Consider the following 21321-nt stretch of genomic DNA (forward strand, 5'->3'; position numbering starts at 1 on the left):
ACCCCATGAAAATGGCCCCTTGCAACAGGGGCCAGCGTTTCATCGTTACCGCACTTACATATGTTTGACGCGACGCTTCACCTCTTCCTGCTTGCCCGCATTGAAGGGGCGCGCATCCGGGCTGCCGAGGTAGCCGCAGACACGGCGGGTCACCGACACCTTGGCCGGGTCGTGGTTGCCGCAGCGCGGGCAGGTAAAGCCCTTGGAGGTGCACTCAAACTCGCCGGCGAAGCCGCAGTCGTAGCACTCGTCGATGGGGGTGTTGGTACCGTAGTAGGGCACCTTGTCATAGCTGTAGTCCCAGACGTTCTCCAGCGCTTCCAGGTTGTGCTGGATGTTGGGGTACTCGCCGTAGCAGATGAAGCCGCCGCTGGCGATGGGCGGATAGGGCGCCTCGAAGTCCAGCTTGTCGTACGGATTGACCTGCTTCTCCACGTCGAGGTGGAAGCTGTTGGTGTAGTAGCCCTTGTCGGTCACCCCCGCCACCACGCCAAACTCCTTGGCGTCGATGCGGCAGAAGCGCGAGCAGAGGTTCTCGCTCGGGGTGGAGTAGAGGCTGAAGCCGTAGCCGGTCTCCTCCTTCCACTCGTCGGTGGCCGCCTTGAGCCGCGCAATGATGGCGATGGCCTTCTGCTGCAGCTCGGCACTGTCAAACAGGTGCACCTGATCGCCAAACAGGGCATTGATGGTCTCGTGTACCCCGATGTAGCCAAGGGAGATGGAGGCGCGACCGTGCTTGAAGATCTCGCTGACATTGTCGTCCGCCTTCAGACGCACCCCGCAGGCCCCTTCCATGTAGAGGATGGGCGCGACCCGGGCCTTGACCCCGTCGAGGCGCTTGATGCGGTACATCAGTGCTGTCTTGGCTACCCGCAAGGCGGCGTCCAGCTTGTCCCAGAAGTCCGCTTCATCGCGGGATTTCAGGGCGATGCGCGGCAGGTTGAGGCTGACCACGCCTAAGTTGTTGCGCCCTTCGTGGATCAGCTCGCCGTGCTCCTCGTAGGCACCGAGGAAGGAGCGGCAACCCATGGGAGTCTTGAAGGAGCCCGTCACCTTGACCACCTGGTCGTAGTTGAGGATGTCCGGGTACATCCGCTTGGAGGCACACTCCAGCGCCAGCTGCTTGATGTCGTAGTTGGGATCGCCCTGCTTGTGGTTGAGGCCATCCTTGATGGCGAACACCAGTTTCGGGAACACGGCGGTCTTCTTGTTCTTGCCAAGGCCGGCGATGCGGTTGCTCAAGATCGCGCGCTGGATCAGGCGTGACTGCCAGCTGTCGCCGAGGCCAAAGCCGAAGGTGACGAACGGGGTCTGACCGTTGGCGGTGTGCAGGGTGTTGACCTCGTACTCCAGCGACTGGAAGGCGTCATAACACTCCTTCTCGGTACGGGCCATGGCGTAGGCGTCCACATCACTGATGCCCCACTCCAGCGCCACTTCCCGGTGTTTCTCCCAGCTGATGGTCACATAGGGGGCCAGCACTTCGTCGATGCGGTTGATGGTGGTGCCGCCATAGATGTGGCTCGCCACCTGGGCGATGATCTGGGCCGTGACCGCGGTGGCGGTGCTGATGGACTTGGGAGTGTCGATCTCCGCGTTGCCCATCTTGAAGCCGTGGGTCAGCATCCCCTTCAGGTCGATCAACATGCAGTTGAACATGGGGAAGAAGGGGGAGTAGTCGAGATCATGGAAGTGCAGATCGCCGCTCTCGTGGGCCTGCACCACATCGCGGGGCAGCATGTGGCTGGTGGCGTAGTGCTTGGCAACGATGCCCGCCAGCAGGTCACGCTGGGTCGGGATCACCTTGGAATCCTTGTTGGCGTTCTCGTTGAGCAGGGCCGCGTTGGTCTGCTCCACCAGGCCGCGGATCTCCTGGGCCAGCCGGCCGCGGGCCTCGCGAGCCTGATCCCGATCGTGACGGTATTCGATGTAGGCACGGGCGATGGCCTTGTCGTCGGAAGCCATCAGGTGGTTCTCGACCCGGTTCTGGATCTCGTGGATGTCCACTTCCCCTCGTCCTTCCAGCTCCTGGGTGACGGCGGCGGCAATGCGCTCGGCCAGCGCCGGACTGGCCTGATTGACCGCTTCTGCCGCTCGGCCCACCGCCTCGGCAATCAGCTGGGCATTGAATGGTGCGCGACATCCATCACGTTTGATCACAACCGGTTTCATGGATTTTCCCCGTTAAAAACGCCAGGCTCTCGCCCTCGGCTTACCCTTGTTTGGCCCCCTCCTCCACACCTCGTCCTCGGCGCAAATAAATTCAGCCGAGGCTTGACAAGCCAGGGCTGACGATGAGAAGGGAACAGCTTGTACACAGCTTAACAACACAACATATAGGGATTAAAAACGAATGCGGCCCTATATGTGGTGTCTATTAGGCACCAAAGCGTGACCGTATTTCTTGATCCAGAACAGGTTTTGAGGCGAGTGGCGCAGTTCCCGACCAGTCACAAACGGCCCCATACAAGACCCAATTCAAGCCTGATGCGGGCTGGCGCCCGATACCGGCCAGAGGGAAAAAGATTTCCCTTCCGACAGTAATTGACCGGGACAGGTTTGCACCAAGATGGACATAATGAATGACAACTCCTCTTGTTCGATGGGAAGCGACATGACCAACCCGCTATTGCTGCTACTGCTGCTGTGTGCCCTCCCGTTGCGGTTGTGGGCAGCCGAGATTCTGGTGATCAGCAGCTACCATCCCGAATACCTGTGGGATCAGAGCTACAACGCCAGCCTGGCCGCCAACCTCAAGGGAGACCACCACATCAGCCACTTCTACATGGATACCAAACGCCGCCCCGCCGAGGAGTTTGATCAGATAGCCGAGCAGGCGCTCGCCTACTATCGCCAGGTGAAACCGGATCTGGTGGTGCTCGGCGATGACAACGCCATCAACTACCTGGCCAGCGACATCGCTTCCCTCGGCACCCCTGTGGTGTTTCTCGGCATGAACGAGAACCCGCGCCACAAGGGGCTGGTCGGCCACCCCAAGATCACCGGCGTGCTGGAGCGCCCCCTGCTCAAACGCAACATCAGCGAGATGAGCCAGCTGATGGGGGGGATCAAGAAGGCACTGGTGCTGTTTGACTCGAGCAACGTGGCGCTCACCGCCATCGAGGATGAATTCAAGACCCAGACCGAGCTGCGGGTCGGCCAGACCCGGGTCAACAGCCAGCTCATCGGCGACTACAGCCTGTGGCAGGAGGCCGTGCTCAATGCCAAGCAGAGTGGTTATGAAGCCATCTTCATCGGCCTCTACCACACCCTCAGCGATGAACAGGGCCGTCATGTGGATGAGAACAAGTTGCTGGAGTGGACCAGCGCCCACAGCCCGGTGCCGCTGTTCTGTTTCTGGGAGTTTTCGGTGGGCAAGGGCAAGGCCATCGGTGGCCTGGTGCTGGATGGCCGCGATCAGGGGGCCAAGGCGGCCGAGCTGGTCAACGCCATCCTGGCGGGTGCCCAGCCCAAAACCCTGGCACCGCGCGCCGCCCTGCGTGGCGAGTATGTGTTCAGCAAGAGCGAGCTGGCCCGCTGGCAGCTCACCCTGCCCGACAAGTGGCGCTACAAGATCCTCTGGCGCGATTGAGCGCTGATCAGTGCCCCCATAACAAAGAACCCGGCCATGCCGGGTTCTTTGTTTCTCTTTCTGCGTGAGCGACTCAGCCCTGCAACGCCTGTTGCAGCTCCTCTTCACTCCAGACCGTGATGCCGAGCTCCTGGGCCTTGACCAGCTTGGAGCCTGCCGCCTCCCCCGCTACCAGCACATCGGTCTTGGCCGACACCGAGCCCGCCACCTTGGCCCCCAGCGCCTGCAGCGCCGCCTTGGCGTCGTTGCGCGACAGGGTGGTGAGGGTGCCGGTCAGCACGAAGGTCTTGCCGGCAAAAGGCTGCTCGCTTGCCTCCTTCTTCTCGATGGCCGGCCAGTGGATGCCGGCGGCCAGCAGGGCCTCCAGCACCTCAATGTTGTGAGGCTGGCGCAGGAAGTAGTAGACATGCTTGGCCACTATGTCCCCCACGTCGGCCACTTCCAGCAACTGCTCCACCGAGGCGGCGCGCAGGGCGTCCAGGGTGAGGAAGTGGTTGGCGAGGTTCAAGGCGGTCGCCTCCCCCACTTCGCGGATCCCCAGCGCAAACAGGAAGCGGGGCAGGGTGGTGCTGCGGGCCGCATCGATGGCGGCCACCAGATTGAGGGCCGACTTTTGCCCCATCCGTTCGAGCCCGGCCAGCTGAATGGCGTTGAGGCTGAACAAGTCCGCCGGGGTTTTCACCAGCCCCTTGTCCACCAGCTGTTCCACTATCTTGTCGCCGAGGCCATCCACGTCCATGGCACGGCGGGCGGCGAAGTGCTTGATCGCCTCCTTGCGCTGCGCCTCGCAGAACAGGCCGCCGGAGCAGCGGGTCACCGCCTCTCCCTCCAGCCGCTCCACCGCCGAGCCACACACCGGGCACTCGGTCGGAAACAGGATCGCGCGGGCATCCGCCGGGCGCTGCGCCTCGACCACCGCAACGATCTGCGGGATCACGTCCCCGGCCCGGCGCACGATCACGGTGTCGCCGATCATCACGCCAAGGCGCTCAATCTCGTCGGCATTGTGCAGGGTGGCGTTGGAGACGGTGACGCCGCCGACAAACACCGGTTTGAGCTTGGCCACCGGGGTCACGGCGCCGGTGCGGCCGACCTGGAACTCGACGTTCTCAAGCTCCGTCATCTCCTCCTGGGCCGGGAACTTGTGGGCGGTGGCCCAGCGCGGGGCGCGGGCCACAAAGCCGAGCTCCTCCTGCAGAGGGATGGCATCCACCTTGTAGACCACGCCGTCAATCTCGTAGGGGAGCTCGCTACGGCGCGCCAGGATGTCGTCGTGGAACGCCTGGCAACCGGCAACCCCCTCCTTGAGCTTCACTTCAGGGCTGAGCGGCAGCCCCCACACTTTGAGCTGATTGAGGCGACCAAAGTGAGAGCCACCGAGCTGCTCGCCGCCCACCCCCACGCCATAGGCGTAGAAGGCCAGCGGGCGGCTGGCGGTGATACGCGAGTCGAGCTGGCGCAAGCTGCCGGCGGCGGCATTGCGCGGGTTGACGAACACCTTCTCGCCGGCGGCCAGCGCCTTGGCGTTCATCGCCTCGAACCCCGCCTTGGGCATGAACACCTCGCCACGCACCTCCAGCCGGGCCGGCCAGCCCTCGCCGCGCAGGGACAAGGGAATGGCATTGATGGTGCGCACGTTCTCGGTGATCTCCTCGCCCGTGGTGCCATCGCCCCGGGTGGCGGCCTGCACCAGCTGGCCATCCACATAGAGCAGGCTCACCGCCAGACCGTCCAGCTTGGGCTCGCAGCAGAAGGTAAAGCTCACCTCCCGTTTGAGGCGATCGCGCATGCGCTGCTCGAAGGCCTGCAGCTCCTCGCCGCTGAACACGTTGTCCAGACTCAGCATGGGGATCTCGTGGCGCACCTGCTTGAAGGCGGTCAGCGGCTGGCCGCCCACCCGCACGCTCGGCGAGGCCGGCGTCTTCAGCTCGGGGTGCTCGGCTTCCAGCGCGATCAGCTCGCGCATCAGCCGATCGTATTCGGCGTCCGGCACCGTGGGGTTGTCCAGCACATAGTACTGATGACCGTACTCGATCAGCAGCTCACACAGTTGACGGTGGCGGGAGAGGATATCGCTCATGAAAAAGTCTCGAAGTGTGATGGAAAAACCGGCCAGCGGACCAATAAAAATGCGGCACCTGGGTACCGCACTTTTTATTCATTCGACCCGCATGGCGTATTAGTCGCGACTGGCCTCGTAGGCGGCCAGCTCATGCCGGTAACGGGCGATGGTCTCGTCGCTCAGCGGGCTGCGATCCATATCCGTCAGCATGGCATCGAGATCGCTGGCCAGCTGATCGGCGGCCTGCAGCATGTCCTCGAAGGCAAACGCAGCATTGCTGCGCAGCGGCAGCTGCATGAAGAGCGACACGCCCGGGGTGGCGAACTGCTCCATCCGGTACGGGTTGAAGGTGCCCGGCTTGACCATGTTGATCATGGAGAAGAGCACTTCTCCCTTGCCGTTCGGATCTTCGTGACGGTGGAAAATATCCATCTCGCCAAACTTGAAGCCCAGCGCCAGCAGGGAAGAGAGCAGGGTAGCCCCTTGCAGATCATGACCCGGACGGCCCATCAAGTTGATGACATAGACATCCTGCCAGATCTTCTCGACCGGCGCGGCACGCACCGGCTCTTCATAGACGGGCTCCTCGTAGGCAGGCTCGGGGACTGCATGACGGGGCTGCGCCTGGTATTCGGGAGCGGCGACCGGCGCCGGCTCGCGGGCACCGAAAGTGGGTGCGGTCGCGTAGGCGGGCTCGACCAGCGGCTCTTCGTCCAGCGGTTGCAGCAGCGGCTCGCGCTGGGGACGGGAACGGTGGACCGGGGTACGGCGAATGACCTGGGCGGGCTTGCGCACCGGCGCGGCAGGCACTTCCTCGACGGCTGCGGCGACCGGCGCCTCGAACTCCTCCTCGTCTTCTTCATAGACGGGGGGCGGCGGCACGGGGCGGGCGGCAGGCTTGCGTACCACGGGCGGCGGCAGATCGGCGTCGTCATCTTCATCATCGAAGGCGGGCGCAGGCGCACGACGGCTGACTTCCGGCTGGCGTGGCTCATCATGGTGGAGTTTGGGCTCGGCACGACGGCCACCGCTGACCACTCGCACCTGACCGATGCCATCGCTGTCGAAGGCGTCGTTGTCACGATCCCGTGATTTGGATTCCATCCGGCCCAGAGGTTTCTCTTTGATCGGTGCCTGACGATTCTTTCTGTTGCTCCACAACCCGTGAATGAGCAATGCCGCGATGGCAATACCGCCCAGGGCAACCAAGATGTAACGCAATTCCTGCATTAGCTGCTTCTCTTTCTAGTTTTGCTCAGCCAAAGCGACGGCTTCACCGATATCGACCGACACTATGCGCGAAACCCCGGGCTCTTGCATCGTGACGCCAACCAGCTGCTCAGCCATCTCCATGGAGACCTTATTATGACTGATGTAAACGAACTGTACTGTGCTCGACATCTCTTTGACAAGAGAACAGAAGCGACCGACGTTCACTTCATCGAGCGGTGCATCCACCTCATCCAGCAGACAAAATGGTGCTGGGTTGAGTCTGAAGATGGCAAAAACCAGCGCAAGTGCGGTTAACGCCTTCTCCCCCCCGGAAAGCAGGGCAATGGTAGCATTCTTCTTACCCGGAGGTCTCGCCATGATGCTCACTCCGGCCTCCAAAAGATCATCGGAGGTGAGCTCAAGCCAGGCACAGCCCCCCCCGAACACTTTCGGAAAGAGGGATTTTAAATCTTCATTGACCTTATCGAAAGTATCCCGGAACCGTATTTGTGTCTCTTTATCAATTCTTTTAATGGCTTGGCTCAAGGTTTCCAGCGCCTGCTCCAGATCCTGGCACTGGTTTTCCAGGTAGCTTGAGCGGGTTTTCGCCTCTTCATACTCCTCGAGGGCCGCCAGGTTGATGGCGCCAAGTGCCTCCACCTGTGCCTCCAGGGTCTGGATCTCCTGGCGCAGCTTGCCGCGGTCAGCGGCAATCAGCACTGCCTGATCGAGATCCACCAGCCGCACGCCCAGCTCTTCGAACTGCTCGTGCAGCCCCTGCCGGCGCGTCAGGTTGCGTTCACGCTCAAGGCGCAGGGTCGCCAGTTTCTCCTGAATTTGCACCAGCTGCTTGTGATCGGCGCTTCTGGCCTGCTCCAGCTCGGTCAGCTGACGCTCCAGTTCTGCAAGCCGCTGATGACAGGCGAGCTGCTGCGCCTCAAGATTGCGCTGCTCGGCCAGCAGGGGCGACAGATCCTGACCCGGCGCAGCGCCCGGCTCCTTGAGCTCGGCCAGCTCCAGCCCGAGGCGGGCCAGCTCCTGTTCGCGCAGGGCGATGAGCTGGCGCAGGTTCTGCTGCTCCAGTTGCAGCCTCTGGCAGGCTGCCTGCTGCTGCTCCCGGCGCAGGCGCGCCTCCTCCAGTGCCCGCTCCGCCCCGCTCACCTGCTCCTGGGCGAGCAGCAGCGCCTCGGCAAGCGCCTCGCCCTGCTCCTGCAGCTCGCCAAGGGCCGCCTCGCCCTGCTCAAGCCGCTCCCCGGCCGACGCCAGCCGCTCGGCCTCCTCGGCCTGTTCTTGTGCCAGTCGAGCTAGCTCTTCCCCCAGCTGACCGAGGCGCTGCAACCGCTCCTGCCGCTGCCCCTCGCGCAGGCTCCAGGCTTCGCGCAGTTGCTGCCACTGCTGCTCCTGCTCGCGCAGGGTACGCTGAGCCAGCTCATGGGCGCCGTGCAACTGGGCCCGCGTCGCGTCAGCGGCGGCAAGCTGCTCATCGCGCCGGTGCAGCGCCTGCCGACCTGCGCTCTGCTCGGTGTGCAACCGCTCACGTTCGCCGAGCAGCGCCAGGGTACCGAGGGCCATGCCCTCCCCCAGATCCGCCCAGTTGGGACCAAACCAGTCGCCAGCAGGAGTGAGCAGCGACTCACCGGGCGCCAGGCTCGGCTGGCGGGCCAATGCCGCCTCCCGGCTCTCCACCAGCCAGATGGTATTGAGGAAGGAAGGGATGTGCTCGCCGCCCAGCTGCGCCGCCAGGGTACCGGCAACCGCCGGCTGGGCCGGGCCGATCCAGAGCCCGGATTGCGTCAGATTGCACTCATCCGCCGGGGTGGCGGTGAGCCAGCGGCCAAGCACCTTGTCCAGCCCCCGGGCCCACTCGGGGGGCACCTGCAGCCGATCCGCCAGGGTGGCGCCCGCCATCTGCTCCCCCAGGATCTGATCCAGGGTAGCGAGGCGAGCCTCCAGCTCGCGCAGCAAGCCCTGCTGGTGACCCTGCTCTGCCTTGAGTGCTTCGTGGCGAGCCACGGCGGCCTGCCACGCCGCTTCGGACTCCTCATGGCAGGCGCGGGAGAGCGCGAGCTCCACCGCCAGCGCATCGAGCGCCGGTTGCAGGTTCTCCCCTTCCCCGCCGAGGGGCCCGGCCTGTTCATCTTCCAGCTTGAGACGGGCCAGCCGGGTCTTGGCCTGCAGCTCCTGCAGACCGTTCACCTCGGCGCGGGTCTGGTTGAGCCGCCCCTGTAACAGCCCCAGCTGCTGCTGCCACTGCTGCTGGTGCTGGCGCGCCTGCTCGAGCCGCTCGGTCGCTGCCGCCCGCACGCTCTGCTGGTCGGTAAGCAACTGCTCACACTGCTCGAGGCGCGCCGATGCGACCTCGCCCTGCAACGTGCTTTCGCTCAGCTGTTCCAGCTGGCTGGCCAGCTGGGCCTTGAGCCCCTCGATGCGCTCGCCCAGGGCTTGCCGCCTTGCCTGCCAGTCGCGGCCCAGCTCGCTCTGGTGCAGTTGCTGCTGCTCGAGACGGGCGATGGCCTGCCCGCCGAGAAAAATCTGTTGCTGGCGGCTGGCCTGCTCGGCCTGCGCCTCCTGGCGGGCCACCGACAGAGTGACGTGACGCCCCTCGTCAGCGGTGCGCTTGGCATCGAGTGCCGCCAGTGCCTGTTCGGCCTGGGCCAGTTCGGTCTTGGCCTCGCCGAGGCGCGTCTCCAGCGCCCACAGTTCCGAGCCGATCAGTTCGGCGCGGGCGGCGCGCGAACGGCTCTTGAGCTGCTTGTAGCGCTCGGCGGTCTCGGCCTGGGCCTTGAGATGCTCGAGGCGCGAGCCCAGTTCGCCGCGGATGTCACCGAGGCGCTCCAGGTTCTCCTGGGTATGACGGATACGCTGCTCGGTCTCGCGGCGCCGCTCCTTGTAGCGGGAGACCCCGGCAGCTTCTTCCATGAACAGCTTGAGATCGGCGGGGCGGGACTCCACCAGCCGGCTGACGGTGCCCTGTTCGATGATGGCGTAGCTGCGCGGGCCGAGGCCGGTGCCGAGGAAGAGGTCGGTCACGTCCTTGCGGCGGCACTTCTGGCCGTTGATCTGGTAGTGGTTGGAGCCATCGCGCAGCACTTCGCGGCGCACCGAGATCTCGGTAAAGCGGCCAAACTCGCCGGGCACCCGGTTGTGGGGATTGTCAAACACCAGCTCGACCGAGGCACGGCCGTGGGCACTGCGGTTGACGGAGCCGTTGAAGATGACGTCGGTCATGTTTTCGCCGCGCAGATGGCGGGCGGAGCTCTCCCCCAGCACCCAGCGCACGGCGTCGATGACGTTGGATTTGCCGCAGCCGTTGGGGCCCACCACGGCGGTCATGTCGGCGTTGAGCTCGATGCGGGTCGGCTCGACAAACGACTTGAAACCGGCGAGTTTGATCAATTTCAGACGCATGGCGGCCTATGTGGGTAACGAAATAAAGAGGAGGCGGGCAGGCGACTTTACCAAATCAAAAGCTTGTTTGTAATATGCAGGCAGTTTCCCATGAACAGATGGAGCTCAGATGAGCCACTCACCCCGTATGGTAAAAGACTCGATCAGCGGCGCAGACTACTTCCTGCGCGGCTTCTCGCTCATTCGCCAGCCCGGCATCCGCACCTTCGTGCTGATCCCCCTGCTGGTCAACTTCGTGCTGTTTGCCGGCGCCTTCTACGCCCTGCTGCTGCAGCTGGATGGCCTGTTCGGCTGGCTGCACCAGCAGATCCCAAGCTGGCTCGACTGGCTTGACTATCTGCTCTGGCCCATCGCTCTCATCACCATCCTGGTGGTCTTCTCCTTCCTGTTCAGCTCGGTGGCCAACTGGATAGCAGCCCCCTTCAACGGCCTGCTGGCGGAGAAAGTGGAACAGGCCCTCACCGGCGAGACCGTCAGCGATACCGGCATGCTGGACATCGTCAAAGATGTACCGCGCACCTTCGGCCGCGAGTGGACCAAGCTCAAATACTACCTGCCCAAGGCCATCGGCTGCCTGATCCTGTTCCTCATTCCGGTGGTGGGCCAGACCCTGGCACCGGTGCTCTGGTTCCTGTTCAGCGCCTGGATGATGGCGATCCAGTACGTCGACTATCCGTTCGACAACCACAAGATCGACTTCATCACCATGCGCGATGCCCTCAAGCAGCGGCGCGGCAAGTGCCTGAGCTTCGGCGCCCTGGTCACCCTCTTCTCCGCCATCCCGGTGGTGAACCTGTTCGTGATGCCTGTGGCCATCTGCGGCGCCACCGCCATGTGGGTCGATCACTACCGCGCCGAACAGCTCAGACGCTGAGCCGGTTGGTGGTGACAGCGGGGCTCCCTTGGGAGCCCCGCTTCATTTTTGCATTATAAAAAATAATGCATAGCCTTCATTGCTTGTCCCCTATAGCGCGAGTTGATAGGATGCGGGGCTTTCTCGCACCCTGGGATATCTCATGTTACATGCACTCTTCTTGCTGGGCCTGGTGGCCGAAGGGATGACAGGCGCGCTGGCCGCGGGCCGGCGACGGATGGATCTGTTTGGCGTGGTGATCATCGCATCGGCGACCGCCATCGGGGGCGGCACCATTCGCGACGTGCTGCTGGGCCATTACCCCCTGCTCTGGGTCGAACACCCGGAGTATGTGCTGCTGGTCGCCGGCGCGGCCATGGCCGGCGTCATCTCGGCGCCGCTGATGCGCTACCTCGGCAAGCTGTTCATGGCGCTCGATGCCCTGGGGCTGGTGGTCTTCTCCATCTTCGGCGCGGCAAGGGCGCTGGAGATGGGCCACGGCGCCGGGATCGCCTGCATCATGGCGGTGGTGACGGGGGCCTTCGGCGGCGTGCTCAGAGACCTGCTCTGCCAGCGCATTCCGCTGGTGTTTCGCCGCGAGCTCTATGCCGCCATCTCGCTGGTGACGGCCGCCATCTACTGCCTTGCACTGGATCAGGGCCTGCCCAACGACTGGGCCGCCTTCGGTGCCATCGGCATCGGTTTCGTGCTGCGGCTCCTGGCGGTGCGCTTCAAGTGGGGGCTGCCAACCTTCCACTACCAGTACGCCACGCACTGAGCGCGCCAGCTTCTGGCAAGCCGGTACGGATTGCAGCCAACAAAAAAGCGCCGGTCAGGCGCTTTTTTGTATGGCAACCGGGCTATGGCTGCCTCAGTTGATCCCTTCCGAGCTGAAGAAGGTCGCCTTGTCGGCGATGAAACGGATCTTGATGTTCTTGCCCTCGTCGCCCCAGATGCAGCTGGTGGTCCCCAGCGCATCGTCACAACGCTCGGCCTTGCCGAGGATGCTGCTCGCCTCGGCGTAGCTGATCCCCATCTTGAGCTTGTCGTAGTTTTCACGGTTGAGCTTGCCACAACCGGTCAGCAGCAGGGCAATCAGCCCGCCAAGCAAAATATGTTTCATCTGGTTCTCCTCTGCATGGTGTCCAGAGCCTACCAGCTCGGCCACCCCGCTGACCAGTCACCCGCCGGGCAGCTGTGGCCAGCAGCCGGCCGTTACCAGCTGCGCACGGGCCCGGTGTCGAGGTGCACGAAGTTGTCGCTCGGGTAGTAACCGACGCCACCCACCTTGAGATGGAGCGCCGCCTTGCGCAGATGCGCCAGCTGTACTCCGGGAATGCGCACGTCCACCGCCTGTCCCAGGGTATGGTAACTGTGCTTGGCCACGGCGCGGCTGCGGCTGCGTTTCTGGCGATTGGTCACGGGCGAGCGATAGCCCGAGATGAGCTGGATTTCACCGTGGCGACCCAGCTTGTGCTGCAGCAGGTAGAGCTGGTCGAACAGCTTGCGGTCGATGTTGAACACTTCGTTGCGACGGTAGTCGCGAAAGATGTGGTTGAGCTCGGCCAGCCCGTCTTTCAGGTAGCGGCCGTCTTCCCAATAGCTGGCGCGCACCCGCTCGCCGGTATTGAGATTGAAGAAACTGAGTTCACGTCCTGCCGTACTGCGGCTCGCCATGGCGGGGAAGGACAGCAGCGAGCCCCCCAGCAGGCAACCGGCACCCAGCAGCAGGCGACGTCGGCTTATCTCTTGATCAAGCATCCCTTGTCCGTCCATCGCTATGTTGAGGTGAAACCGTTGAATGAATTTGATACAGGCGCTTGAAACTACCCGCCGAGCCGGCCGCTGTCAAACCGCAAGGGGCCATGAAAAAGCCCGGCGCAGGCCGGGCTTTTCACTCTGTGGCGAGGATCACAGCAAGCGACTCTGGTAGCTGACTCGATCAAATCCATAGATGTCGTTGCGCAGTTGCTGACGTCCATCCTCGTCGATCCAGCTGCTCCAGTAGACGGTGAACACCGGGATCGGGGTGGTCAGCGGCAGCCACTTGGTCTGGGTCTCTTTCAGGATGCTGGCCACCTTGTCCGGCTGATAGCGGGAGTCCGCCAGCAGCAGCTCGGCCAGATCGTCGGCATGCTCCACCCGGATGCAGCCTGAGCTGAAGGCGCGCGCGCCCTGCTCGAACAGCGCCTTGCGCGGGGTGGAGTGGAGGTAGATGGCCTCATTGTTGGGCAGATAGAACTTGTAGCGACCCAGCGCGTTGTGATCACCCGGCTTTTGCCGCAGCCGGTAGGGGAAGCCGGACGCCAGCGCCTGCTGCCAACCCTCTTCGGTAAACTGCACCGGATTACCCTCGCCGTCGATCACCTCGAACTGCTCGCGATTGAGGTAGGCGGGATCCCGTCCCAGCTTGGGCAGAATGTCCTTGCTCAGGATGGAGCGCGGCACGTGCCAGGCCGGGTTCAGCACGATGGAGCGGATCTCGCTGGCGAGGATCGGGGTCGCCCGCTGCTCCTTGCCCACGATCACCCGGCTGGTGAATACCTCGTTGCCAGACTCCACCACGCTCAGCCGATAGTCGGGGATGTTGACCAGCACGTAGCGGGCGCCGGAGAGCTGATCCACCAGGTCACGTCGCCACAGGTTGCGCAGCAGCAGGCTGGCGCGCACCTCGGGGCCGGTATTGAGCCAGCTGCGGGTCTGCCGGCCTATGATGCCGTCGGCAGTCAGGCCGTGGCGGCGCTGGAACTGCTTGACGGCCTGCAGGGTCTCGGCGTCGTAGGTGGCATCGTCATGGCGCGGGGCCGTGTCGCCCAGCTCGTTGAGGATGGAGCGGATCTGGCCCAGCTCCGGGGAGACTTCACCGGCCCGCAGGGTCGGCATGGTCAGGGTCGGCCACTTCTTGGCCATGGGCAGCGCCAGCAGCTTGCGCACTTCTTCGCGCACCGCGTCATATTCCGCGACCTGGGGTCTGAGCTGCCTGACCTGCTCCAGCAGGTTGTCGCCGGCCGGCTCGTGGGCCAGCGGCTTGCTGAGGTTGAGTTTGAGGGTCTGCATCTGCTCACGGGAGACCAGATCCATGGCACGCCACGCCTGCTGGAACCGGGCCAGTTTGCCGAACGCCTCGTCATAGAGGGCACCACGCTGATCCGCCGGCTTGGCCTGCAGCTTCTTCCAGAGCGTGTAAAAATCCGGGTGCAACTGGGCCAGCACGGCTTCCTGCAGCTGCAGCTCCAGCTCACGCCTGGCTTGCTCCGCCGTGCTGTTCTGATACCAGTCGTGCTGCATCGCAGCATTGCTTACCACCACCTGGCCCTCGCTGGCCTGTACCATGGCCGCCGGCCAGCAGCCCAGCCAGATCAGGTTTGCCAATGCCAGCCAATACTTCTTCCCCATGCTTACCTCAAGATCGGTTCACTTCAGCCTGTCAGACCCGGCGGTCAAGGCGCTCATGATGCGTGAATGCCCGCGACTTTACTAGCTGGCGGGCGCGTAGCGCCGCCAGATAATGTCATACTCATTTGTTGCTTTAAATTCAGCCAGCTCGCGATTGAACGCACTGACAAATTCGGGTGACAGCCGCTTCTTGCTGAACATGAAGAAGGTCGGCGCTTCATATACGGCCATGGTGTGGGGGACGATCAGATCGCCCAGCCCCTCCTCCTTCAGGCCCCAGGGGGTGGCCAGCACATCACCGAGAAAGCCGTCGATGCGCCCCAGTACCAGCTTGCCATAGTTTTGCTCGTCATTGACCACGCTCACCTGAGCGGCATAACGGCGCAACAACTCGCTGATCTCGGCCCCATAGTAGTAGTCCTTGGTAATGCCCAGGGTATGGCCGCTGGCCAGCCAGCTGGCCAGATCGGTTTCAGGGTAGGAGGATGACTTGCGAATCCAGAGCGCACTGCGGCCCGGATTGTAGGCATCAGAGAACCAGGCATAGCGGGCGCGATCCTCGTTGAAATAGGCCTCCATGGCGATGTCGACCGAGCCCAGCGACAGACCATGCAGCACCCGCTTCCAGGGCATCTCCACATAGCTGGCCTTGCAGTCGAGCCGCTTGAGCATGGCGGTGAGCGCCTCGACGGCAAAGCCACGCAGCTCCTTCTGCCCGGCCGCCGTGCCGTCGTAATAGTGATAAGGCGGCCAGTTGTCAAAACCGACCCGCAAGGGCGAGGGACACAGACTGTTTGCCGAGGCCAGCGGCGCCAGCAAGCAGAGCATCCAGCAGCAGAGTTTCAGCTTCATGGGTCATCCTTGACTGCGTGATACGCCATCATAAATCGGCCTAGGCAAAATGGCGACAGATCCTGCCACAGCGATGCAGGCTCCCGACCGAGTGAGCGGCGCCCTCGTTTATGCTTGTCGGAGCCGGGCCTGAAATGCCCCCGGCCTGCGCCGGATCTCCGGCTCGCCAGGGCAGGTAAAATACGGGAACAGCAACATTTGGAACACCGGCCGGAAAGGGGTTAATATGTGACCAAATATATTTTTGTGATCCACTATGCTTTTTTTGCAATTGGATTAGCATATGCGCGAAATCAGCCTACAAACCGTGAGGCGCAGAGAGTGATATGACGTACAAAAAGTTTGGTTTTCTGACCGCCATCATGGCGCTGAGTGGTTTCTACCTTTATACCCTCTACCTGGCCGCCCACCCCAACGTGAGCCTGGCCTACAAGCTCTATTACCTGGAAGGCAAGACCCGCTTCTGGGAGCACAACTCCAGTATGACCTACCAGCCTGGCAACGAGCTCAATCTGACCAAGCCGAGCCGTTTCCTCTCCAGCGAAGGCTGGGCCAAGAAACCGAGTGCGGACGGCACCGAACTGAGCGGCCAGGGCGGCCTCTACTTCGTGCTGCCCAAGCAGCAGGCGCAGCCGGAACAGCTGACCATCCAGGCCCGGGTCAACAGCCCGCAGGCCGGTGCTCTGCTCAAGGTGGCACTGGGTCACGATTTCACCACCACTGTCAAGCTGGCCAAGGCCGGCATCAACGAGATCCGTCTCAGCCTGCCGGGCGAGTCGCTGACCTCGGACCCCAAACGTCCCAACTTTCTGGCGCTCTCCGCCCCGACGCCGCTCAATGTCCAGTCGGTGCGCTTGACCGTCGCCCAATAAGACGTATTCTCCAATACGCTGTTTTATAAAATAATTTTCCAAATAAGGAAGTTTTCATGTCGCATGCCGATTTTCGACTCTCTCTGATCGTTCCCGTTTACAACGAGGAAGAGAGCATAGATGCCTTCATCAACGCGATAGATAACGAACTGGCGCCGCTCAAGGATCAGCTGGAAATTGTATTCGTCAACGACGGCAGCCGCGACCGCACCCGTGAGGTGGTCGAGCAGGCCATCACCCGCGACCCGCGCGTCACCCTGGTCAACCTGGCCCGCAACTTCGGCAAGGAAGCAGCCATGACCGCCGGCCTGCATCACGCCAAGGGTGATGCCGTGGTGCCGATGGACGTGGATCTGCAGGATCCGCCCGCACTCATTCTCGAATTCGTCAAGCTGTGGCAGACCGGTGACTACGACACCGTCTACGGCATCCGGGTGGACCGCAGCGCCGACACCCCGATGAAGCGCCTCACCGCCGGCGGCTTCTACCGCTTCTTCAACGCCCTCTCCACCAGCACCAAGCTGCCGGAGAACGCCGGTGACTTCCGCCTGATCGACCGCAAGGTGGTCGAGGCGATCAAGCAACTGCCGGAGCGCAACCGCTTCATGAAGGGGCTGTTCGCCTGGGCCGGTTTCCGCGCCGTCGGTGTCCCCTACGAGCGCCCCGCCCGCCACGCCGGCGAGACCAAGTTCAACTACTGGAAGCTGTGGAACTTCGCCCTCGACGGCCTGATGAGCTTCTCCAGCTGGCCGCTGCGGGTATGGAGCTACGTCGGCGTCGGCGTCTCCTTCGTTGCCTTCCTCTATATCCTCAAGATCGTCACTCAGGTGGTCTTCTTCGGCATCGACGTGCCGGGTTACGCCTCCCTGATGTCGGTGGTGCTGTTCCTCGGTGGCATCCAGCTGCTGTCGCTCGGCATCATCGGCGAGTATATCGGCCGCATGTTCGTGGAAGTGAAGCAGCGCCCCGTCTACCTCATCGAAGGGGTATACGGCCAGTATGCCAAGCAGGATGAAGATCCGAAGCAGGATGAAGATCCGAAGCAGGATGCCGCCACCGGCAGCAAGAAGAGCGCCGGCAAGAAGGCTGCTGCTGCGAAAGCCGCTGATGACCAGCAGGAGCAGGCTTCTCAATGATCTCCCGCGAGGAATTCTGGCGGCTGGTACGTTTCGGGTTTGTCGGCGGGGGGGCCACCCTCGTCGATCTGGGCACCTCCATCGCCCTGTTTCACACCTGGCCCACTATCTCGGAGCACCTGGTGACGACGCTGGCCTTTGCCATCGCCTTCTGGTTCTCCTTCTTCGGTCACCGTTACATCACCTTCCAGAAACAGGGTGCCGCCAGCAAGTTCTTGCTGGTCGCCCTCTTCTCGCTGGCGGTGCGTAACCTGATATTGAGCGGTCTGCTGTTTGCGGGTCTTTCCGGTCTGTTGCCGGTGGTGATCGCCACCCTGACGGTCACCGTGCTCACCTACCTCCTCTCCAGGATCTGGGTATTTGCCTGATGAATGACATGACTACCTCCATCACCCCTGACAATGCGGGCCCCTATCGCCCGTCACTGGCCATCAGCAGCCGTGACTGGCTGATGATCATTGCCGCCTTCGTGCTGAGCCGGGCCGCCCTCTACGGCATGGGCTATTTCGGCGTGCAGCTCTACGGCTCCCCCGACATAGGCCCGCTGCAGGCCTATTGCCAGTTCGACTGCGTCTGGTTCCAGCGCATCATCGAGAACGGCTACGATCTCTACCCGCGCTGGCTGAGCAAGGGTAATGCGGCCAACTGGGCCTTCATGCCGCTCTACCCGATGATCTCCGGCACCATCTCCAACCTGCTCAACGTCGAGAGTCTGATCGGCCTGATGCTGGTGGCCAACCTGGCGTTCTTCATCAGCCTGCCGCTGATGCTGCTGGTGCTGCGCCAGCTCAAGCTGGGTGACGACACCGCCCGCTTCGGTGTCTGGCTGCTCGCCTTCTCCCCCTTCTCCGCCTACTTCGTCTCCGGCTATACCGAGTCGATGTTCATGGCGCTGATGCTGGGGATGTTCCTGTTCGCCTATCGCCAGCAGTGGCTGATGGTGGCACTGCTCGGCGTGTTCATCTCCGCCACCCGCAACCTGGGGGTGATGATGGTGTTCCCGGTGCTGATCCTGGCGCTGCAGGCCTACGGCTGGCGCGAGTTCTTCCGCTTCACCGAGCGCGCCTTCAAGGTGGTGTTCACCCTCTGGATGATCCCGCTCGGCCTGTTCGCCTACATGTTCTACCTCTATCACCTCACCGGTGACGCGCTGGCGTTCAAGCACATCCAGGTGGCCTGGGGCCGTTACATGGACAGCCCGCTGGACTGGTGGCTGAGCGGCTTCGAGCTGGGCGGACGCAAATCCTACCTCTCCATCATGGTGATGTTCGGCTGGGCTCTGAACCTCTATCTGTTCAGCCAGAAGCGCTGGGCCGAGGCGACCCTGATGTTCATCTGCTGCACCATTCCGCTGATGACGGGGCTCAACGCCATGCCGCGCTACATGTTCGGCCTCTATCCGACCATGCTGGCCATCATCCTGCTGACCCATCGCTGGCCGGCCATTCGCCCGGCCGTGCTCTGCATCAGCGGCATGGTGGCCTCCTTCATCGCGGTGGCCTTCGTCAACTTCAAGTTCTTCACCGTGTGACGAAGGTGGCAATGCAACAAGCCGGTCTATCGACCGGCTTTTTTATGGGCGCGACACCCCGCTCACACTTTTCCATTCTTGAAAACGTAACCATTTGAACTGATGTCACAAATCGACGGTTTGCCTGTCCAAGCCCGCCCTCATGCCTCCTAGAATGAGCCCCATTGACGGCAATCTGGTCCGCTTAACCCCAGCAAGGAATGGCTTATGCGTCGCACTCCCTCGGTTTCTTCCCTCTGGCTCGCCCTGCTGGCCAGTCCCCTCTTCCTCCATCAGGCCATGGCCGCCGAGGTGCGCCTCTACGTGGATGACCAACCAGTCGGCGCGCCGCTGGCACTGGACAAGGGAGCGGTGCAGATGACCCATCCGCTCACCAAGGGGAGCCACCAGATCCGCATCAGCGACGCGGGCAACAGCTGCGGCACCAGCTTCGGCCCGAGCGAGGCCAAACCGCTCCCCTTCGGCACCGCCCAGCCCATGGACAAGTGCAGCAAGGGGCAGCACTTCAACCTGCGGGTGATGCTGGCGGGGGATTATCAGTTCACCTTCAACCCGGATACTCCCAGCCTCAAAGTGCTGCGAGCCACCAAGAAGAGCGAGTTCAAACGCCAGCCGCCAGCAGAACCCTGCATCAGCTGGGATGGCGGCCCGGTTACCGTATCCCTGAAAGGAGTCTGGCCCGACGGCACCCAGCTGCGGGACGCCTACTCCGGCCAGCAAGGGGTGGTCAAGGGTGGCAAGCTGACCCTGACGCCGAGCAAAGAGAGCGGCGGCCTGCTGCTGCTCGAGCCGGTCAAGGCGGCCACAGCGGCCCCCTTCAGCTGGGATCAGGCGAGCGTCTATTTCCTGCTGACCGACCGCTTCAACAACGGCGATCCCGCCAACGATCACAGCTTCGGGCGCCAACAGGACGGTCAGGATGAAGTGGCCACCTGGCACGGCGGCGACTTCAAGGGGCTGACTGCCAAGCTCGATTACATCAAGCAGCTCGGCATCAACGCCATCTGGATCACCCCCATGGTGGAGCAGGTGCACGGTTTCATCGGCGGCGGCGAGCAGGGCAACTTCCCCTTCTACGCCTATCACGGCTACTGGGCGCTCGACTTCACCAAGATAGATCCCAACTACGGCGACGAGGAGAGCCTGAAAACCCTGGTGGACGAGGCCCACAAGCGCGGCATGCGCATCATCCTCGACGTGGTGATGAACCACGCCGGCTACGCCACCCTCGCCGATCTGCAAGATCTGGGGCTCACCGACCTCACCCAGAACACCGGCAAACTGCCGGCCCGCTGGAATCAGTGGCGCCCGAGTGGCGGCCTCAACTGGCATGGCTACAACCAGTTCATCGATTACCAGTCGCCGAAGTGGGACCAGTGGTGGAGCGGTGACTGGGTGCGGGCCGGCCTGCCCGGCTACCCGCAACCCGGCACCGACGACGTCACCGGCTCGGTGGCGGGACTGCCGGACTTCCTCACCGAATCCACCAAGCCGGTGGGGCTGCCGCCGCTGCTGGCGGAGAAAAAAGACACCAGGGCCAAGGCGCTGCCCAACGCCACAGTGAGCGACTATCTCATTGCCTGGCACACCGACTGGGTGCGCCGCTTCGGCATCGACGGCTTCAGAGCCGACACGGTCAAACACCTGGAGCCCGAGGTATGGGCCCGCCTCAAGCAGGCCGGCACCACCGCCCTCAAGGAGTGGAAAGCCGCCAATCCGACCAAGAAGCTCGACGATCTGCCCTTCTACATGGTGGGCGAGGTGTGGGATCACGGGGTGGCCAAGGATTTCTGGTACCGACACGGCTTCGATTCGCTGATCAACTTCGACTATCAGCGCGAGTTCGCCCTGCCCCAGGCCCAGTGCCTGGCCAGCGCCGAGCCCACCTATGCCGGCTACGCCAGCCGCATCAATCAGGATCCCGAGTTCAACGTGCTGAGCTACATCAGCTCCCACGACACCAAGCTGTTCTTCGGCGACTATCAGGACGTGCCGCTGCAGCGCCGGGTTGCCAGCAGCTTCATGCTGCTGCCGGGCGGCATCCAGATCTACTACGGCGATGAGTCCGGCCGCGGGCTCGCCAAGGATGGCGGCGTGTTCGATCAGGCACTGCGCTCCGACATGAACTGGCAGGAGCTGGCCAGCGGCGAGAAGGCCGAGCTGGTCAAGCACTGGCAGCGGCTCGGCCAGTTCCGCGCCGCCCACCCGGCGGTGGCGGCGGGCAGCCACAAGAAACTGGCCGACAGCCCCTATGCCTTCGTGCGGGAGAAGGGGGATGACAAGGTGGTGGTGGTGTTCGCCGGCCGCCAGCCATAATCCAGCTTAAGGAATCAACCCCAAACAGAGAGGGGAGCCAGTGGCTCCCCTCTCTGTTTACACCAGCCGTTCAGACAGGCTGTTTCGCCCG

16 protein-coding genes are annotated in these 21321 nt (G+C 63.0%); 8 read left to right on the forward strand and 8 right to left on the reverse strand.

Features of this window, described 5'->3' with window-relative positions:
- Window positions 1-54 precede the first annotated feature (54 nt).
- Window positions 55-2172 (reverse strand): anaerobic ribonucleoside-triphosphate reductase, encoded by a 2118-nt coding sequence (nrdD, locus tag OKB87_RS10805; protein WP_270827408.1) that lies wholly within the window; start codon window positions 2170-2172, stop codon window positions 55-57.
- Between the two features lie 442 nt (window positions 2173-2614).
- Between nrdD and OKB87_RS10810 the strand changes: the two genes are divergently transcribed.
- Window positions 2615-3592 carry an ABC transporter substrate-binding protein gene (locus OKB87_RS10810; RefSeq protein WP_080708527.1) on the forward strand — a complete coding sequence of 326 codons (978 nt, stop codon included), beginning with the start codon at window positions 2615-2617 and terminating at the stop codon, window positions 3590-3592.
- A gap of 73 nt (window positions 3593-3665) precedes the next feature.
- On the opposite strand, the gene ligA is transcribed toward OKB87_RS10810, so the two are convergent.
- The 3 genes from ligA to OKB87_RS10825 all read right to left on the reverse strand — a co-directional run bounded on the left by ligA (window position 3666) and on the right by OKB87_RS10825 (window position 10274).
- The gene (gene ligA / locus OKB87_RS10815) at window positions 3666-5672 is read right to left on the reverse strand and encodes an NAD-dependent DNA ligase LigA (RefSeq protein ID WP_270827409.1); all 2007 of its coding nucleotides are present in this window, start codon (window positions 5670-5672) and stop codon (window positions 3666-3668) included.
- A 99-nt stretch (window positions 5673-5771) separates the two neighbouring features.
- A complete protein-coding gene (gene zipA / locus OKB87_RS10820; protein ID WP_270827412.1) occupies window positions 5772-6884 on the reverse strand; it encodes a cell division protein ZipA in 1113 nt (370 codons plus the stop codon).
- 15 nt (window positions 6885-6899) lie between these two features.
- A complete protein-coding gene (locus OKB87_RS10825) occupies window positions 6900-10274 on the reverse strand; it encodes an AAA family ATPase (protein ID WP_270827414.1) in 3375 nt (1124 codons plus the stop codon).
- Between the two features lie 109 nt (window positions 10275-10383).
- Here OKB87_RS10825 and cysZ point away from each other — a divergent pair, with 109 nt between their 5' ends.
- A complete protein-coding gene (gene cysZ / locus OKB87_RS10830; protein ID WP_011705142.1) occupies window positions 10384-11148 on the forward strand; it encodes a sulfate transporter CysZ in 765 nt (254 codons plus the stop codon).
- A 142-nt stretch (window positions 11149-11290) separates the two neighbouring features.
- Window positions 11291-11905: a trimeric intracellular cation channel family protein gene (locus tag OKB87_RS10835; RefSeq protein ID WP_011705141.1), complete on the forward strand. Its 615-nt coding sequence runs from the start codon at window positions 11291-11293 to the stop codon at window positions 11903-11905.
- 93 nt (window positions 11906-11998) lie between these two features.
- Here OKB87_RS10835 and OKB87_RS10840 read toward each other — a convergent pair whose 3' ends face one another.
- The 4 genes from OKB87_RS10840 to OKB87_RS10855 form a co-directional block, all read right to left on the reverse strand.
- Window positions 11999-12250, reverse strand: coding sequence for a hypothetical protein (locus OKB87_RS10840; protein WP_005303367.1), 252 nt, complete (start codon window positions 12248-12250; stop codon window positions 11999-12001).
- Window positions 12251-12342: 92 nt separating this feature from the next.
- The gene (locus OKB87_RS10845; RefSeq protein WP_011705140.1) at window positions 12343-12888 is read right to left on the reverse strand and encodes a DUF882 domain-containing protein; all 546 of its coding nucleotides are present in this window, start codon (window positions 12886-12888) and stop codon (window positions 12343-12345) included.
- Window positions 12889-13038: 150 nt separating this feature from the next.
- Complete coding sequence (locus OKB87_RS10850) at window positions 13039-14523, reverse strand: L,D-transpeptidase family protein (protein ID WP_017408576.1); 1485 nt, start codon at window positions 14521-14523, stop codon at window positions 13039-13041.
- 81 nt (window positions 14524-14604) lie between these two features.
- Window positions 14605-15375: a substrate-binding periplasmic protein gene (locus tag OKB87_RS10855; RefSeq protein ID WP_270827415.1), complete on the reverse strand. Its 771-nt coding sequence runs from the start codon at window positions 15373-15375 to the stop codon at window positions 14605-14607.
- A 326-nt stretch (window positions 15376-15701) separates the two neighbouring features.
- Here OKB87_RS10855 and OKB87_RS10860 point away from each other — a divergent pair, with 326 nt between their 5' ends.
- The 5 genes from OKB87_RS10860 (at window position 15702) to OKB87_RS10880 (ending at window position 21230) form a co-directional block, all read left to right on the forward strand.
- Window positions 15702-16247 (forward strand): hypothetical protein, encoded by a 546-nt coding sequence (locus OKB87_RS10860; RefSeq protein WP_016349902.1) that lies wholly within the window; start codon window positions 15702-15704, stop codon window positions 16245-16247.
- Window positions 16248-16303: 56 nt separating this feature from the next.
- Complete coding sequence (locus OKB87_RS10865; protein WP_270827416.1) at window positions 16304-17383, forward strand: glycosyltransferase family 2 protein; 1080 nt, start codon at window positions 16304-16306, stop codon at window positions 17381-17383.
- The gene (locus OKB87_RS10870) at window positions 17380-17751 is read left to right on the forward strand and encodes a GtrA family protein (RefSeq protein WP_005303379.1); all 372 of its coding nucleotides are present in this window, start codon (window positions 17380-17382) and stop codon (window positions 17749-17751) included. The genes OKB87_RS10865 and OKB87_RS10870 overlap by 4 nt, the downstream gene beginning before the upstream one ends.
- Window positions 17751-18914, forward strand: coding sequence for a membrane protein (locus OKB87_RS10875; RefSeq protein WP_024946015.1), 1164 nt, complete (start codon window positions 17751-17753; stop codon window positions 18912-18914). Before OKB87_RS10870 ends, OKB87_RS10875 begins: the two co-directional genes overlap by 1 nt.
- Before the next feature lie 207 nt (window positions 18915-19121).
- Window positions 19122-21230 (forward strand): alpha-amylase, encoded by a 2109-nt coding sequence (locus tag OKB87_RS10880; RefSeq protein WP_270827417.1) that lies wholly within the window; start codon window positions 19122-19124, stop codon window positions 21228-21230.
- Window positions 21231-21321 lie beyond the last annotated feature (91 nt).

The organism is Aeromonas sp. Y318-1, assembly GCF_027706125.1.
Taxonomy (GTDB): Bacteria; Pseudomonadota; Gammaproteobacteria; order Enterobacterales; family Aeromonadaceae; genus Aeromonas; species Aeromonas hydrophila.

Coding starts and splice junctions, on each gene's coding strand:
- nrdD (WP_270827408.1), bottom strand. CDS start 2,172: ATGAAACCGGTTGTGATCAAACGTGATGGATGTCGCGCACCATTCAAT.
- OKB87_RS10810 (WP_080708527.1), top strand. CDS start 2,615: ATGACCAACCCGCTATTGCTGCTACTGCTGCTGTGTGCCCTCCCGTTG.
- ligA (WP_270827409.1), bottom strand. CDS start 5,672: ATGAGCGATATCCTCTCCCGCCACCGTCAACTGTGTGAGCTGCTGATC.
- zipA (WP_270827412.1), bottom strand. CDS start 6,884: ATGCAGGAATTGCGTTACATCTTGGTTGCCCTGGGCGGTATTGCCATC.
- OKB87_RS10825 (WP_270827414.1), bottom strand. CDS start 10,274: ATGCGTCTGAAATTGATCAAACTCGCCGGTTTCAAGTCGTTTGTCGAG.
- cysZ (WP_011705142.1), top strand. CDS start 10,384: ATGAGCCACTCACCCCGTATGGTAAAAGACTCGATCAGCGGCGCAGAC.
- OKB87_RS10835 (WP_011705141.1), top strand. CDS start 11,291: ATGTTACATGCACTCTTCTTGCTGGGCCTGGTGGCCGAAGGGATGACA.
- OKB87_RS10840 (WP_005303367.1), bottom strand. CDS start 12,250: ATGAAACATATTTTGCTTGGCGGGCTGATTGCCCTGCTGCTGACCGGT.
- OKB87_RS10845 (WP_011705140.1), bottom strand. CDS start 12,888: ATGCTTGATCAAGAGATAAGCCGACGTCGCCTGCTGCTGGGTGCCGGT.
- OKB87_RS10850 (WP_017408576.1), bottom strand. CDS start 14,523: ATGGGGAAGAAGTATTGGCTGGCATTGGCAAACCTGATCTGGCTGGGC.
- OKB87_RS10855 (WP_270827415.1), bottom strand. CDS start 15,375: ATGAAGCTGAAACTCTGCTGCTGGATGCTCTGCTTGCTGGCGCCGCTG.
- OKB87_RS10860 (WP_016349902.1), top strand. CDS start 15,702: ATGACGTACAAAAAGTTTGGTTTTCTGACCGCCATCATGGCGCTGAGT.
- OKB87_RS10865 (WP_270827416.1), top strand. CDS start 16,304: ATGTCGCATGCCGATTTTCGACTCTCTCTGATCGTTCCCGTTTACAAC.
- OKB87_RS10870 (WP_005303379.1), top strand. CDS start 17,380: ATGATCTCCCGCGAGGAATTCTGGCGGCTGGTACGTTTCGGGTTTGTC.
- OKB87_RS10875 (WP_024946015.1), top strand. CDS start 17,751: ATGAATGACATGACTACCTCCATCACCCCTGACAATGCGGGCCCCTAT.
- OKB87_RS10880 (WP_270827417.1), top strand. CDS start 19,122: ATGCGTCGCACTCCCTCGGTTTCTTCCCTCTGGCTCGCCCTGCTGGCC.